Below are 15,265 nucleotides of genomic sequence, written 5' to 3' on the forward strand. Positions count from 1 at the left end.
TCCCTAGGTGGTTGCCAATATGGGTGTAAGAATTTGTCGGAAATATCCTAGGATCGCAACCCTGCTTGTCAGAGGCCAGTACACACGGCGCTTTTGGCGCTTGCAGGGCGCAACTCTAATACGACGGGACTGATGTCATATTGTTGTGTGGTGCTAGTGTTTGGTCATTGGCGCGCAAAGCTGCGCGCGAATTTTTTACACGCCTTATAGGTCGAGCAAATACTGCAAGCAGTTGCTTGAAACTAATATCCAAACTCAGGTAATAGAATGATGAGCACTATTCACGAACAGGCTATGACTTATGTTTATCAGCAAGTGCTACAACGCTTGATCGGGCACTTTGCTCGTGAAGAACGCACGGCACTCCAGTTGTTGGTCCAGCGAATCGTGGTGGCGGCAGGCGGCATGGAGCAAGTAGGGGGTTACAAAGTGCTGGTGGCCCACGGCGGCGGCAAAGTGAGTAGCTACACATTGGCCTTGCTGCGGGCCGCGCAATTGACCATCGCTGGCCGAGCCCCGCGAACTTTTCAGTTGCGGGTTGCGACATTGCGGCATTCAGGAATGACCGAGGGCATGCTTGAGGATATTAATCAGGCCTACAGTCGGCTGTTTCTCCACGATGATCCAAGGGTTGAGCTGCTGATGGTGGAAAACCAGGAAGTTTTGCCCTTCAATCATCTGCGGCCCGCATCTAACTTGGGACGAGAAATCAGCCAGCGCAATATGTTGATGGTCGGCCACCTGAGTTCTGGCGACTGCCGCGCCACGTTGTGCAGTGATACCTACCTGGCGCTTGGGGATTTCTACCAGCGCGTCACCTCCTGGAATGGCGGAGTGCATGCGTTGGTCAGCGGTGACTCGCCACGCAAGCAGGCTCAGCTTCTCGCCTGGCTCAAGAACACAGTGCTCGGTGCGGGTATTGCGATACCGGAGATTTGGCCGTCGTCGCTCACCGGGCTGTTCGCACGCATGGACGAAATGAGTACCGATTATTACCGTGATCTATACGCAGACCATTATGTGCCGAGTGAAAACCCCAGCAAGACAAGCCATCGTCACTTGGCCTACATCGGTATCGCCGATTTGCTGGACGATGTAGACCTGCCATCCTCGTCCATGCTCAACGTGTTCATGGCCTTCACGCCTGACCCGCAGGGTTTTCACTTCAGCCATCCCACCTATTCGAACCCGCAGTTGATGGCACACCTGCGTGGGCTGCAGGCCCAATGCCTGCGTGACCTGGAATATGAGGAAGGGGTGCAGGGTTTTATCCAGCAAGCTGCACAATACATGCCCGAGGCATTGCTCACGCAGATGAACGTCAGTGAACGGCGCATCCTGTCGAGCACCTACGCCCAGCAGTACTTCGGCTTGGACGAGACTCAGTTGGTGTGCCTGCTGTTTTCCCCGTTTATCCATCATGGTGAACGGCTGGAAGGCTATTTGCGACAATGTCACCCAGGCATGCTGGTGGCCTTGCCGGAAATGCACAAAGTGCTGCAGGGCAAGCCGTCTGCCGACATGCTGCAACAATGGCTTACCGATACCAGCGGTTTACCCATGCCTTTGTTGCAGCAACTCTATCGCAAACGTCCGTCAGGCTACTCGAGTGGCAAACTGCGCAGTGCTGGCGCCATGGCCCATGGCAGCGCGCAAGCCTGTCTATCGTCCGGGCGATGACGCTGCGCGGCGAACGACAAGCGGATTTCGCGTATCAGGCGGTCTATCGCTACATGATCAACCTGATCAACGAAGTCAGTACCGACGCACGGGTAAAACTGCCCTCCCTGCGGCAATTGGCAGGACGCTTGAACGTGTCGATCTCGACGGTTCAGTACGCCTACGCGCTGCTTGAAAAAGAGGGCAGGGTCTATTCGGTAGCCAAATCCGGTTATTACGCCTGGCCACTCTCCACAAATCCGCTGGCAGGCGCCAGCGGTGACCTGCTTGACCGACTCTACGCAGCGGCGCGGCGCCCCGGCATGGTGGTGCTCAGCGGAGATGAACCCGCGCTGTTGGCTTCGCTGGATGGCACCCTGTTGCGTCTGGAGCGTGAGCTGGTCCGCCAGTATCCGCGCCATCCGCAACCCTAGTCTCAGCCTTGCGGTGTCTGGGAGCTGCGCGCAGCGTTGGCGGCGCGTTATACGTCGTCGCCGACCCGCTGCTGGCAGGCCGACGATGTTTACATCGGTGCCGACTTGCGCGGTGTACTGGACATCCTCATTGAAGTCTTGGGCTTGAGGGGGACGTCGGTGATTGTTGAATCGCCTTGCGATTGGCTGGTCCTGCGCCTGCTTCAGGATGCTGGCGTGCATATTGTCGAGCTGCCCTGGACGCCAGAAGGACGCCTGGATCTGGTAAATCTTGATCAGTTGTTATGTGCCAAGTCGGTGCATCTGGTGGTGCTGTCATCAAGGGTCAGCGTGCCGGCTGGCGTTTCAATGCCGCCCCAAGATCGCCTGGCCATTGCGCGAATGCTGGAGCAGCATGGCTGCTGGCTGCTGGAAAACGACACCTTTGGCGAGTTGGGTTTCGACGAGCCACAGACCGCATTGCGCGAGCTGGTGAACCCTGAACGGCTGATAGTGTTTTCCTCGTTCGAGAAAGTGTTGGGTTCGGAGGCGCCCTATGGCTATCTGCTGTCTCGGCGTATGAACAGCGAATTGCAGCGTCATTTCCTGTTGCGCTGCTTTCGTTTGTCGCCGATCCGCCAGCGCGCCATTGCGCGCCTTTATCACAGTGGGCGAATCGACCAGCACCTGCGTGGACTACGCCTTCAATTGCGCGAGCAGGCGGACGAAATGTGCGAGCGTCTGGATCGGCATCTGGGAGACCAATTGACCTACCGTGCGCCCGCTGCCGGCGCGGCGTTCTGGCTGGCCTCCACGAGGACAGTAGATATGCGCCAGGTGTTCCAGCGGCTACTTTCCCAGCAAGTGGTGATTGCCCCCGGCGAACTGTTCAGCGTCAACGGCCTGCATCAGCAGCATTTGCGCCTGAGCCATACCTTTCAGTCGCAACCGGACCTGGATATTGTCCTGACGGCGCTAAGCGAAGCGTTGCGTCAGGCCCAGTTGGGATAAATGCGTGAAGTTTCTCTGGCTATTGTAGGATCGATTACATCGCGCAGCAGTCCAACTCCCAGTAAACTGCCGTTTTATCCTGAATTCTTCTTTCCGAGGTTTATGCATGACAATCAGTCCTTTTGCGGGCAAGCCGGCGCCAGCTCAACTGCTGGTGGATATCCCGCGACTGGTCACGGCCTACTACACGGGCCAGCCTGATGCAGCAATCTCCACTCAGCGCGTAGCGTTCGGTACTTCCGGGCACCGTGGCAGCTCGTTTGAATTGAGTTTCAACGAATGGCACGTGCTCGCCATCAGCCAGGCCATCTGCCTGTACCGCGAAGCGCAGGGCATCAACGGTCCGTTGTTCGTCGGTCTGGACACCCACGCGCTGTCGACACCTGCCGGTGCCAGCGCCTTGGAAGTCCTGGCGGCCAATGGCGTGCATGTGATGTTGGCCGAAGGCGACGAATACACGCCAACGCCTGCTGTTTCCCACGCCATCATCTGCTACAACCGTGGCCGCACCACCGGCCTGGCCGACGGCATTGTTATCACCCCGTCGCACAACCCGCCGCAGAGTGGCGGCTATAAATACAACCCTCCTAATGGCGGACCGGCTGATACTCACGTCACCAAGTGGATCGAAGCCAAGGCCAACGAACTGCTGGCCAACAAACTGGCCGGAGTCAAACGCATCACCCACGCCCAGGCGCTCAAGGCCGACACCACCCACCGCCATGACTACCTCAACAGCTATGTGGCTGACCTGGTCAATGTGATCGACATGGACGCTATCCGCAGCGCCGACCTGCGCCTGGGCGTGGATCCGCTGGGCGGAGCAGGAGTACGCTACTGGTCGGCGATTGCCGAGCATTACCGCCTGAACCTGGACGTGGTGAATACTGAAGTCGACTCCACCTTCCGTTTCATGAGCGTCGACTGGGATGGCCAGATCCGCATGGACCCTTCCTCCAGCTACGCCATGCAAGGCTTGATCGGTCTTAAGGAACGTTTCGACGTGGCCTTCGCCTGTGACCCGGATCACGACCGCCACGGCATCGTCACACCGTCCGGTGGCTTGCTTGCGCCCAACAACTACCTGGCGGTGTCCATCGACTACCTGTTCCAGAACCGTCCTGACTGGCGCGCAGACGCCGCCGTGGGCAAGACCGTGGTCAGCAGCGGCTTGATCGATCGCGTCGCCGCACGCATGGGCCGTCGTCTGTATGAAGTGCCCGTAGGCTTCAAGTGGTTTGCTGATGGCTTGTTCGAAGGTTCGTTGGGCTTTGGTGGCGAAGAAAGCGCCGGTGCTTCGTTCCTGCGCAAGGACGGTACTGTATGGAGTACTGACAAGGATGGCCTGATCCCGGCGTTGCTGGCTGCAGAAATGACTTCGCGCACAGGCCAGGACCCAAGCCAGATCTACCGCGGCCTGACGGATGCCCTGGGCGAGCCGTTCGCGATTCGTGTGGACGCCAAGGCCACTCCGGCGCAGAAAGCCTTGCTTGGCAAGTTGTCGCCGGACCAGGTGACCTCTACCGAATTGGCCGGGGAAAGCATCCAGCAGATTCTCAGTCACGCGCCGGGCAACAACCAGGCGATCGGTGGGTTGAAGGTGATGACCGAAAACGGTTGGTTCGCCGCACGGCCATCGGGCACCGAAGATATCTACAAGATCTACGCCGAGAGCTTTATCGGTGAGGATCACCTCAAGCAATTGGTGGAAGAGGCGCAGGTGCTGGTAGACGGTGCTATCAGCCAATAACCGATAGTAGGAGCCCGGCTTGCCGGCGATGGCCTTCGTTTGAGCGCTATCGCCGGCAAGCCGGGCTCCTGCAAAGTCAAGCGAGGTCAACCAAGACAATCTCGCTGTCTTCAACCGCCGTCACCCGCAACACCTGCTCATCTTCAATCGCGACACCATCTCGAGCTTGTGCACGCAAGCCGTTGACTTCAATGGCGCCAGTCGCCGGCACCAGATAAGCCCGACGCCCGCTGTCCAGCCGGTACTCGGCACTTTCCCCTGCCTTCAGGTTCGCCGCGACCAGCCGTGCATCAGCACGAATGCGCAGGCTCTCGGTGTCCCCAGCCTTGCCACTCGCCAGCGTTACAAAACCTTCGCGATGACCCTTGGGGAACGGCTTGGCGCCCCAGGAAGGCGGTAAACCAGCCTCGTTCGGAATGATCCAGATCTGGAAAATCTTAGTCGGCATGTCTTCCAGGTTGTACTCGCTGTGGGCGATCCCGGTGCCTGCGCTCATCACTTGCACATCACCCGCCTCGGTGCGGCCCTTGTTGCCAAGGTTGTCGGCATGGCTGATCGCGCCTTCACGCACATAAGTGATGATCTCCATATCGCGATGCGGGTGCTGCGGGAAACCAGTACCCGGCGCGATGATGTCGTCATTCCATACGCGCAGGTTGCCCCAGTGCATGCGCTTGGGGTCGTGGTACTCGGCAAACGAAAAGTGGTGATGAGCGTCAAGCCAGCCGTGGTGGGCGCCGCCCAGGGAGTTGAAAGGTCGAAGTTCAAGCATGATCGTCTCCTGTGGATTGCCCTATGATCCTGCAGCTCATGATCGATAAAAAGCGTAAAAACTGCCTGATTCCTATCAGTCGATTAGATTGATTAGTGGCGTTTTGACTTTCAGTTCACCGTCTAACTGCATGACCGCAAAGCAATTGGCTGGAACTGAGCGACGATTCCGGCGACCATGGCGCACTTGTTTGAACCCAATTCATCGCAGGAGTCCGCGTGTCGCAACAAAAGCCTGATCTTCCTCCCGAACTGCGCCCTTTGGCTGAAATGCCGTTATTCAAACGCTTGGCTGCGCGCCTGTTTGGCCATGGCTTGACCCGTTTGCGCGCCCAGCATCGGTTTTCGTGGTTGCACGGACAGGCCGACGGTTTTCGCAGTGGGCATGAGGCGGGTGTGGAGTACGGCTATCGCGAAGGCAAAGCCGACGGCATCGAAGAAGGTCGCCAGGTGCTGTTGATTCGCGATTTCCGTCCGGATGAGCACCGTGCGCCGGGCGTGGATGACAGCCTGTTCGATGATTGGCGCCTGCCGCTCACCACCGAGCTGAAGAAACGCATTAAGGTCGATGTCGCGCGATTGCTGCCGGCTCATGCCCAGCCGAGCGCGGCGCAATGGAAGATGATTTTCAGCGAGACGCCGTCCACCTCAGTGATCGCGGGGGCCGGGGCCGGCAAATCCACGTCGCTGGTACTGCGCATTTTGCTGCTCACCCATTACCTGGGCTTTGAGCTGAGCTCGATGACGGTGGTGACCTTCACCCGTGAATCGCGCAAGGACTTCATCAACAAGCTCATGGAAATTCTCAACCTCTGGGGCCAACCCCTTGGTATGAAAGAAGCGCAAGCCGTGGTGCGTACCTTTCACTCGCGCATCCTGCCCATGGTGCGCAGCCTGCCGGGCTTCGAGCGCTTGCAAGCCTTCGAAAACCTGAATGCCGGTGTTGAAGACGCCGACAGCAATCCTTTTGACCTGCGTATCAACGATGCCCAGCGCCAGCAGATGAATGCCTGCTTTCACCGGCTACAGGGGCAGCACCCGCGATTCCGTGAGCTGATTGCGCCGCTGGCGCGGCACGGGCTGCAGCTCAAGGAGCTGGAGCGTGACCATCCCGATGTGCAAAAACGGGTGGCCGTGACCGAACTGGCGGCCAAACGCGATGAAGAACTCTGCGATGTGATCGAGGACCTTTGGTTTCGTGCAGGCGCCTGGCCGATCAAGGGGATCGAACCTAACCGCCAGACCGTTGAAATCAACGGCGCGCAATTTCATTGTCATGGCTACATTCCTGAGCTGGATGCCTGGGTGGTGCTGGGCTTCGACTCGCGGGAAAACGCGCAGACCAGCCGACCTCACTCAAAGCTGTCGGTGCGCGCAGAATGGGCGGTAAAGCGCACCTTGTTTCAAGCTTTCTGTCGTAAGCCATTGATATGGCTAGATAGTTACGGGTCATCGAAGCGCCTGCTGAGCAGTTTGGTCGGTGATGCTACGGCCGGCCCCGGCTTTGATTACAAGGTCAAAGGCGAGTTGGCATCAGCGCCGCTGCTGGACAGTTTCGTGATGGCCGCCGGATTTATCGAGAACCTTGGTCTGGACGTACCCACCGCGGTCGGGCAGATGAGCTTTGCCAAGGATGATCCGGACCGCTTCTTCTTCGAAGCCCTGAGCATCTTCTGGAAAGCCCTGGAAGATCACTTGCTGGACCAATCCCCCCCGATCATGACCTATAACCGGATGTTCTCGCTGTTCGGAGAGAACACCCCGGAAAACCTCAAGCTGCTCAGCGATCCGCTGCTGCGCCCCTTGTCGCACCTGATGATTGACGAGTTCCAGGACGTTTCGCCGCAGATCGTCTCATGGATCCGTGCCAGCCTGCGCGAGATCCGCAGCCGTGGTCCGGCCATGCATGTGGGGCGCGGCGCCCAACGTTCATCGTTGTTGTGTGTGGGAGATGACTGGCAGTCGATCTATGGCTGGCGCGGCAGTTCACCCAAGTACTTCATGGAATTCGACAGGGAGTTCCCATCGCCATCGACCACCCGCGTGATGCTGGGCGAGAACTACCGCAGTCATCAGCACATCATTGATGCGGCCGAGCACATCGTGCGCGCGGCGCCGGCGATTGCTGGCAAGAAAGCCAAGGCAAGTGGCGCGCCCAAGGCGTTGGTACCAGTCGCGGTGCTGGAGCGGGACGATGCGGCATTGGGGCGACGGTTGTCGGAGCATTATCAGAAGGGTGATTCGATCTTGATGCTTTATCGAAAAAGTAGCGATAAGTTACTGATTCAAGAGCATATTCAATCGGTAGTTAATGTGGATTCTAGCTTGCCGCCTCAGGCGCGCAGGCTGAAACAATTGACCTATCACAGCGCCAAGGGCCTGCAGGCTGACGCGGTGTTTCTGCTTGGGGATTGTCAGCATGTCACTAGCTCGCCGTATAAAAACCAGGTGTACCGGATGGCGGGCCTGGGCAAGGCTGGCGACAGCGAGCCCTATGACAATGCGCAAAAGGACGAAGTGTTGCGCCTGGCTTATGTGGGGATTACCCGCGCCGTGAGCCATTGCTATTGGTACGTGGAAAAACCCGAAGGTCAGGCCCTGAATGTGCCCAAGGCGTCGGAGCGGGTGGATGGCAAGAAAGCCTTCTTTGATGATCAGCGCAGCTGAAGGCGCGCCGGACCTAATGTAGGAGCGGGCTTGCCCGCGAATGCGGTGTATCAGCAACGCATCCAGTGACTGACACTCCGCTTTCGCGGGCAAGCCCGCGCCCACATTGGAAACTCATTGCTTGATGGGTTTGGGTCATGCCCTTAGTGACACCGGCGGCACAAACGACTCCAGCTCATCCTCCACGGCCTCGATGATGCGCTCCACATCGGCGGCATTCATCACCGTAGCGCAGGGAATGCCGGCGATGGCGATCAGCGTCTCGCCACTGGCGCGGTCGAACAATCGCGCGATCATACTGCCAGGCGCATCCATGCTGCCCTCGAAGCCCATTGGGTGAAAATGCCAGCGCATCAGCTGGCAGGCGTTGGGGAACGTCACTTTGTTCATGTTGCCCACCTTGTTCATTGAGCGCTTCCTTTAGCTCGCGGCAGGGGCCAAGACCTTCACTGGTCATGGCGTCGCAGAACTTAAAAATAGCATCCGTTCGCAACGGCAAGGTGACTTTTTGAGCCCCGTTCGGCGGTTGTCTTTCATAAGTTTGATGTAGGTCATGTCCCACTGGAGGCTGGGCAATAGGCCACTAGTCAGAAGTGCCAATTGGCCATTGAAGCTCCCGGCAAAATTCGGCAATCTCCAAGGTCTACCCGCCGCAGAGCCCCTCTATGCCCGACATCGCTCCAGACGATGAGCCCCAGCAATCCCACGCCACCCGCGATTTGGTGCTGCGCCACCACCTGTGTTGGCGCCATCGGGATCTGGAGGGCGTGATGTCCTACTACCATCCGGACATCCAGTACCACGACTTTTTCCAGAACCGAGTCGTCGGTCACGCGCAGTTGCGTGATTACCTGCGAGCCAGCATGCCGCGCGAGGCCGATGAAGCCATTGAGCATACCGACCGCATCCGCGCTGATGGCGATACGGCCTTCATCCAGTACCGCATCACCTTGCGTGGCGGCCATGGCTTGGTGTCATTTCGCACCAGCGAAGCCATCACGGTGCGCGACGGGCTGATCTGGCGGGTCAATGAATACGCCTCCCTGGTGCATGAGCAACCCGTCCAGGCTGCGCGGCCTTCGGTCAGCCGTTTAGGCTTGTCACCCCAGCAATTGGGGCATATGGCCAATGACCTGCAGCAGTATTTCGAACGCAAGCAACCCTACCTGGACCCGGAGCTGGACTTGCAGCGGGTGGCCAAGGAGTGTGGCTACAGTCGCAATCAGATTTCCTATTTGCTGAACCAGGTGCTGGGGCAAAGCTTCTATCGCTACGTCAACCAGGCCAGGCTCCACCACTTGCTGGCCGCACTGGACAACGCCTTGCCGCCGATAAAGGTCGACGACCTGGCATTTGCCGCCGGTTTCAACTCGCTCTCGGCGTTCTACAGTGCGTTTCGCCAGCACACGGGGCAGTCACCCAAGGCCTACGTCAAACAATTTTCCCTGCGTGCACGCGCGCAAGACAGCCCATAACGCTGCGCTCTAGGATCCACCCTATCGAAACGAGGTAGGGGAGCCCGGCATGCCGGCATGGCGCAACATCAGCTTATGGATGGACCAGTTGGATGACCCGCTGCATGCGCGGCCGTCGCTGGAACAGGACCTGGACGTCAACGTGGCCATCATCGGCGCCGGTTATACCGGGCTGTGGACCGCGTATTACCTGAAACGCCAGGCGCCCGAACTGAACATCGCGATCATCGAAGCGCAAACCGCCGGCTTCGGCGCCTCCGGCCGCAATGGTGGCTGGCTGATGGGCAACCTGCTGGGCGAGGACCGCCTGTTGGCCGGCCTGAACCCCGAACAACGGCGCGCCTCGTTTGACCTGCTGCACGCCATCCCGGATGAGGTGGCCCAGGTACTCGCGCGTGAGGGCATCGACTGCGACTACCGCAAGGGCGGCGCGCTGTACTGCGCCGCGCGTTACCCCGAGCAGGAGGGCAGCCTGCGTCGCTACTTGGACAAACTCTACGCCCAGGGCCTGACCGAAGCCGACTATCGCTGGCTCAGCCCACAGCAACTGGCCGAACAGATTCGCATCGCCAAGCCTTATGGCGGTATCTACGCGCCCCACGTGGCAACCATCAACCCTGCCAAGCTGGTGCGTGGCCTGGCGCGGGTGGTGGAAAGCATGGGCGTGGCGATCTACGAAAACAGCCCAGTGACTCAGTGGCAATCCGGCGGCCTGCGCACGGCGAAGGCCGGTGTCCGTGCAGCCTGGGTGGTGCCGGCAGTGGAGGGCTATGCCAACACCTTGCCGCCTTTGGGCCGTTATCAACTGCCGGTGCAAAGCCTGATCGTCGCCACCGAGCCGTTACCGGCCAGTACCTGGGATGAAATCGGCCTGAGCCACGGCCAAGCCTTCGGCGAAAGCAGTCGGCAGGTCACGTACGGACAGCGTTCTGCGGACAACCGACTGGTGTTCGGTGCCCGTGGCGGTTACCAGTTCGCCGGGAAACTGCGCCACAACTTCGATCTGACCGACAGCGAAGTGGAGCTGCGTCGCTACCTGTTCGGTGAGCTTTTCCCACAGCTCAAGCACGTGAAGATTGCCCATTCATGGGGCGGCAACCTGGGCATGTCGCGCAGTTTCCGACCGCACATGCTGTGCGACCACAAGACCGGCATCGCACTGTCCGGTGGTTATGGCGGGGAGGGCGTTGGCGCCACCAACCTCGGCGGCCGCACCCTGGCCGACCTGATCCTGGGCCGCGACACGCCGTTGACCCATCAACCCTGGGTGATCCGCGAACGCGGCCTGGACGCGCTCAAGCCCTGGGAGCCCGAACCCTGCCGCTGGCTGGGCTACAACGCGATCATTCGCAGTTTCGTCCATGAAGACCAGGTGTTGGCCAACCCCAACACCGCCCCTTGGCGCCGCAAGTTGGCGACCGGCGTGGCCGGGTTCATGGAAGGTTTCATGCACTAAGTCGTTTTACTCACACGGGAAAATCCCATGAGCATCACGCAATTCAAAGACACGCTGAACGCCCACCTGCCGGACTCGTCGCCCGTCGCCGTGCCGCTGGGTGAACTCATCGCCGTGGCCTCGACCCTGAGCGTCGAACGCAACGATGGCGTCGAAACCGGCATCTGGGAGTGCACCCCAGGCGTCTGGCGTCGGCAGATCAAATCCCAGGAGTTTTGCCACTTCATACAGGGCCGCTGCACCTTCACCCCAGACAACGGTGAAATCGTCCACATACAAGCCGGTGATGCACTGATGTTGCCGGCCAACAGCACCGGCATCTGGGACATCCAGGAAACCGTGCGCAAGACCTACGTATTGATCCTGTAACGCTTTGATCCTTGATCGCCTGCCATAAAAACAGCCCTAAAACCGCCAGGAAATCGAACCATGAAAGCCATTGCCCTGTTGCCCTTGATGTTGGTGGCCTCTATCAGCCAGGCCGCCGAGACGGTGAAAATCTACAACTGGTCGGACTACATTGCGCCGGACACCACCAAGAACTTCCAGAAAGAAACCGGCATTGGTTTCACCTACGACGTGTATGACAGCAATGAAACCCTCGACGGCAAGCTGATGACCGGTAAATCCGGCTACGACGTGGTGTTTCCGTCCAACCACTTCATGGCCCGGCAAATCCAGGGCGGCGCGCTGAAGAAGCTCGACAAGAGTCAGTTGCCCAACTGGAAGAACCTCAACCCGGTGCTGCTCAAGGCCCTGGAAAACAACGATCCGGGCAATGCCCACGGTTTCCCGTACCTGTGGGGCAGCACCGGCATCGGCTACAACATCGATAAGGTCAAGGCGGTACTGGGCGACAACGCACCGGTTGACTCCTGGGACCTGATCTTCAAGCCGGAGAACATGGCCAAGCTGCAGAAATGCGGCGTGGCCATTCTGGACAACGGCCCGGAACTGCTGCCGGCTGCGCTGAACTACCTGGGCTTGCCGCACCACAGCAAGAAGCCTGAGGACTACAAGAAGGCTGAAGACTTGCTGATGAAAGTGCGTCCTTACGTTGCGTACTTTCACTCCTCGAAATACACCGCAGACCTGGCCAACGGCGATATCTGCGTGGCGGTGGGCTTCTCCGGCGACATCCTGCAGGCCGAAAGCCGTGCCAAGGAAGCCAAAAACGGCGTGAACATCGGTTACAACATTCCCAAGGAAGGCGCCGCGATCTGGTTCGACATGGTCGCCATGCCTGCCGACGCACCGAATGAAAAAGCCGGGTATGCCTTCATGAATTACCTGCTGCGCCCGGAAGTGATGGCCAGCATCACGAACTATGTGCATTACGCCAACGGTAACCAAGCCGCCGACAGCCTGGTAGACCCAGCCATCAAGTCTGACACCAAGGTGTATCCGAGCCCGGAAATGATGGGCAAATTGTTCGCGTTGGAAGCGATGCCGTTGAATATCGACCGGGTGCGTACGCGCGTGTGGAATACCATCCGCACCGGGCGCTGAACACCTGTTCTAAATTGTGGTGAGCGGGCTTGTGTGGTGAGCGGGCTTGTCCCGCGCTGGGGCGCGAAGCGGCCCTAAGTTCAGGCACTGCTGTGTTTCAGTAAGACTGAGGTGTACCGTTTGGGGCGGCTTCGCCCCCCCCAGCGCGGGACAAGCCCGCTCACCACAACAAGCCCGCTCGCAACAGCAGCCCAAACACGGCTCAAGGGTTTTCCAGATCATGACCCAACGACTGGATAAACAACGAAAACAGCTCCGGCTGTGACGAGATATCCAGCTTCGCGTACAAATGCCGACGATGCACCTTCACTGTATCCGGCGAGATGTTCAGCCGCTCGGCCATGGCCTTGGATGAAAATCCGCGCAACACCAGGCGGGCGATCTCCAGCTCGCGGTCCGAGAGCACGCCGCAACCGAACTGACTCAACGCATCCCTGATCTGACTGTCCATCGCCGGCGCACGCTGGGTGCTTTGCTGCCAGTGCTGTTGCATCAGCGGTAACACCCAGGCGGCCACAGTGGTCATCAGCCCTGTTTCTTCAAAACTGAAGCGTCGTTGCATGCCCAGCGACAGCGATAACGTCCCCGCGCCCGGCAATTGCAAGATGAACTGCACCTCGTCTTCCAGCACGTTGTCATGGAAGTAATTGAGGAAGTATTCACTCTGGCGAAAATGATCCGGCGCCACTTCCTCCAGGCGGTACACGCCGCTGGCATTGCCCTCGCGACAGGCCTGGAAAAACGGGTCGAGCAAATACAAGCCATTGAGGTACACCAGCATCGACGCTGGTTTGCTGCTGGGTTGGGCGTCGTATTCTTCGAGGGCCTGGGGCGGGCCATCCACCGGGTAGTAGATCGCCAGGGCGTTATCAAAGGGCAAGCACTGATGCAGCAACAACACCAGCTGTTTCCAGAAGCGCTCGGTGCCGATGTGCGCGACGGTGCGGCCCAAGCCGGCGTGCATGCCGACTTCTCGAAACAGGCTCATATGACAGGCTCCCACCGCAAAAGATCGGCCAAGGGTTCGGCTTTTGCCGGGTGGCGTCAAGGGGAGTACGCCAATAGGGGAATTGGCCGACATGAACGTCGTGTTTATTGTCCTCATCATTCAGCGGGAAACATATCCCGCAATTATCAGACGTTTCGTTTCTGCCTCACACCAAGAACAACGACAGAGGATAACGATATGAGCACTTCCCCCACGCCCGACGGCGTGCTGAAACCCACCTTGAGTGTCTTCGATGTGGTCGCCATTACCGTGTCGGCGGTGACGCCGGCCAGTTCCGTATTTGTGATCGCGCCCTTTGCCATCCAACAGGCCGGTAGCGGCGTGTTCCTGGCGTTTGTGATGGCGGGTTTGCTCGCGTTGATGTTTGCCTTTTGCTACGCCGAACTGGGCCGCGCCCACAACAGCGCTGGGGGCGAGTATGTGTACGCCAAGCGCGTATTTGGTGGCATGGCGGGCTATGCGACGTTCCTGACCGTGCTGGTGATGTTGCTGTTTATCCCGCCAGTTCTCGCCACGGGCGCGGCAACCTATCTGAATAACGCCCTTGGCACGAAGTTCGATTCCCAGACCGTCGCGTTGGTGATTGTGGTGTGCAGTTACGCCTTGGGCATTCTCAATATCAAGCTGAATGCCTGGATCACCGGCACCTGCCTGTTACTGGAAGTCGCGGCGTTGCTGGTGATCGTCGTCATTGGTTTCGGCAACCCGGTACAGCCGGCCAGCGTGCTGTTCCAGCCGCAAATCGTCGAAAACGGCGTGCTGCACCTGGCGCCCTGGGCCCTGGTGATCGGCGCGGTGGGCATCGGCCTGTTTTCCTACAACGGCTATGGCCCAGCAGTGTTGCTGGCTGAAGACATGAAATGCGGCGGCAAAGGCGTGCACAAGGCAGTGCTGTGGTCCTTGGGCTTGGTGGTGATCATCGAACTGGTGCCGATCACCGCGCTGTTGATCGGTGCGCCATCGCTCAGTGAGATGATCAGCAGCCCGGACCCCATCGGTTACCTGTTGACCAGCCATGGCAATGAAACCCTCTCGCGGCTGGTCAGTGCCGGGATCTTCCTGTCGGTGTTCAATGCGATTGTCGCGATCGTGATCCAGATTGGCCGCGTGGTGTTCAGCAGCGGACGCGACGCGCTGTGGACGCCAAGCATCAACAAACTCTTTACACGTATTCACCCACGCTGGGATTCGCCCTGGTTGGCTACGCTGTTCCTGGCGATTCCTTCAGCATTGTTGAGTTTCAGCTCCAACCTGGCCGACCTGACTTCGTTCAGCGTGTTGCTGATCATGCTGGTGTACCTGGTGGTGGCGTTGAGTGCGTTGATGAGCCGGGTGCTGCTGCGTGATCGCGAGCATCCCTATCGCATGCCGCTGTGGCCGCTGCCGGCGTTGGTTGCGGTACTGGGCGCGGGTTATCTGTTGGTCACGCTGGTGGCGGCGGCCTCGATCCGCGACATCATGATCATCATCGGCTTGCTGGCCCTGTCGGTGATTCTGTATTGCATCAGTGGCCGGTCGAGTCCGGTCTTCCAGAAATTGTAAGGA

General features: G+C 59.0%; 11 protein-coding genes and 1 pseudogene. 9 read left to right on the forward strand and 3 right to left on the reverse strand.

The features are described 5' to 3' along the window. The first annotated feature begins 270 nt into the window (after positions 1-270). The 3 genes and pseudogenes from U367_RS0105815 to pgm all read left to right on the forward strand — a co-directional run bounded on the left by U367_RS0105815 (position 271) and on the right by pgm (position 4,833). Positions 271-1,680: a hypothetical protein gene (locus U367_RS0105815; RefSeq protein ID WP_028616089.1), complete on the forward strand. Its 1,410-nt coding sequence runs from the start codon at positions 271-273 to the stop codon at positions 1,678-1,680. Then, positions 1,677-3,083 (forward strand): annotated as a pseudogene (locus U367_RS01000000129900) (aminotransferase-like domain-containing protein). Before U367_RS0105815 ends, U367_RS01000000129900 begins: the two are co-directional and overlap by 4 nt. Positions 3,084-3,189: 106 nt before the next feature. Beyond that, positions 3,190-4,833, forward strand: coding sequence for a phosphoglucomutase (alpha-D-glucose-1,6-bisphosphate-dependent) (gene pgm / locus U367_RS0105825; RefSeq protein WP_028616090.1), 1,644 nt, complete (start codon positions 3,190-3,192; stop codon positions 4,831-4,833). Positions 4,834-4,909: 76 nt separating this feature from the next. Here pgm and U367_RS0105830 read toward each other — a convergent pair whose 3' ends face one another. Then, positions 4,910-5,605, reverse strand: a complete 696-nt coding sequence (locus U367_RS0105830) for a pirin family protein (protein WP_028616091.1) — start codon at positions 5,603-5,605, stop codon at positions 4,910-4,912. 218 nt (positions 5,606-5,823) lie between these two features. Between U367_RS0105830 and U367_RS0105835 the strand changes: the two genes are divergently transcribed. Beyond that, complete coding sequence (locus tag U367_RS0105835; RefSeq protein ID WP_028616092.1) at positions 5,824-8,271, forward strand: UvrD-helicase domain-containing protein; 2,448 nt, start codon at positions 5,824-5,826, stop codon at positions 8,269-8,271. A 135-nt stretch (positions 8,272-8,406) separates the two neighbouring features. Here the strand turns inward: U367_RS0105835 and U367_RS0105840 are convergent, their stop codons facing one another. Then, positions 8,407-8,679, reverse strand: coding sequence for a DUF1652 domain-containing protein (locus U367_RS0105840; protein WP_014718395.1), 273 nt, complete (start codon positions 8,677-8,679; stop codon positions 8,407-8,409). Between the two features lie 257 nt (positions 8,680-8,936). On the opposite strand from U367_RS0105840, the gene U367_RS0105845 reads away from it, so the two are divergent. The 4 genes from U367_RS0105845 to U367_RS0105860 are packed head-to-tail and all read left to right on the forward strand — an operon-like array spanning position 8,937 to position 12,711. Then, positions 8,937-9,746 carry a helix-turn-helix transcriptional regulator gene (locus U367_RS0105845; protein ID WP_028616093.1) on the forward strand — a complete coding sequence of 270 codons (810 nt, stop codon included), beginning with the start codon at positions 8,937-8,939 and terminating at the stop codon, positions 9,744-9,746. A gap of 49 nt (positions 9,747-9,795) precedes the next feature. After that, positions 9,796-11,202, forward strand: coding sequence for an NAD(P)/FAD-dependent oxidoreductase (locus tag U367_RS0105850; protein ID WP_028616094.1), 1,407 nt, complete (start codon positions 9,796-9,798; stop codon positions 11,200-11,202). 27 nt (positions 11,203-11,229) lie between these two features. Continuing rightward, the gene (locus U367_RS0105855; protein WP_028616095.1) at positions 11,230-11,571 is read left to right on the forward strand and encodes a cupin domain-containing protein; all 342 of its coding nucleotides are present in this window, start codon (positions 11,230-11,232) and stop codon (positions 11,569-11,571) included. Positions 11,572-11,631: 60 nt separating this feature from the next. After that, entirely contained in the window at positions 11,632-12,711 is a 1,080-nt protein-coding gene (locus U367_RS0105860; RefSeq protein ID WP_028616096.1) for a polyamine ABC transporter substrate-binding protein, read from the forward strand. Positions 12,712-12,913: 202 nt separating this feature from the next. Here the strand turns inward: U367_RS0105860 and U367_RS0105865 are convergent, their stop codons facing one another. Next, positions 12,914-13,699: a helix-turn-helix transcriptional regulator gene (locus U367_RS0105865; protein WP_028616097.1), complete on the reverse strand. Its 786-nt coding sequence runs from the start codon at positions 13,697-13,699 to the stop codon at positions 12,914-12,916. Between the two features lie 198 nt (positions 13,700-13,897). Here U367_RS0105865 and U367_RS0105870 point away from each other — a divergent pair, with 198 nt between their 5' ends. Then, positions 13,898-15,262, forward strand: a complete 1,365-nt coding sequence (locus U367_RS0105870) for an APC family permease (protein ID WP_028616098.1) — start codon at positions 13,898-13,900, stop codon at positions 15,260-15,262. The last annotated feature ends 3 nt before the right edge of the window (positions 15,263-15,265 follow it).

The organism is Pseudomonas canadensis (assembly GCF_000503215.1).
Classification (GTDB): Bacteria; Pseudomonadota; Gammaproteobacteria; order Pseudomonadales; family Pseudomonadaceae; genus Aquipseudomonas; species Aquipseudomonas canadensis.

Excerpts from the sequence above, each read along its gene's own strand:
- U367_RS0105860 (WP_028616096.1), top strand. The coding sequence starts at position 11,632 with ATGAAAGCCATTGCCCTGTTGCCCTTGATGTTGGTGGCCTCTATCAGC.
- U367_RS0105855 (WP_028616095.1), top strand. The coding sequence starts at position 11,230 with ATGAGCATCACGCAATTCAAAGACACGCTGAACGCCCACCTGCCGGAC.
- U367_RS0105845 (WP_028616093.1), top strand. The coding sequence starts at position 8,937 with ATGCCCGACATCGCTCCAGACGATGAGCCCCAGCAATCCCACGCCACC.
- U367_RS0105850 (WP_028616094.1), top strand. The coding sequence starts at position 9,796 with ATGCCGGCATGGCGCAACATCAGCTTATGGATGGACCAGTTGGATGAC.
- U367_RS0105865 (WP_028616097.1), bottom strand. The coding sequence starts at position 13,699 with ATGAGCCTGTTTCGAGAAGTCGGCATGCACGCCGGCTTGGGCCGCACC.
- U367_RS0105870 (WP_028616098.1), top strand. The coding sequence starts at position 13,898 with ATGAGCACTTCCCCCACGCCCGACGGCGTGCTGAAACCCACCTTGAGT.
- pgm (WP_028616090.1), top strand. The coding sequence starts at position 3,190 with ATGACAATCAGTCCTTTTGCGGGCAAGCCGGCGCCAGCTCAACTGCTG.
- U367_RS0105815 (WP_028616089.1), top strand. The coding sequence starts at position 271 with ATGAGCACTATTCACGAACAGGCTATGACTTATGTTTATCAGCAAGTG.
- U367_RS0105830 (WP_028616091.1), bottom strand. The coding sequence starts at position 5,605 with ATGCTTGAACTTCGACCTTTCAACTCCCTGGGCGGCGCCCACCACGGC.
- U367_RS0105840 (WP_014718395.1), bottom strand. The coding sequence starts at position 8,679 with ATGAACAAGGTGGGCAACATGAACAAAGTGACGTTCCCCAACGCCTGC.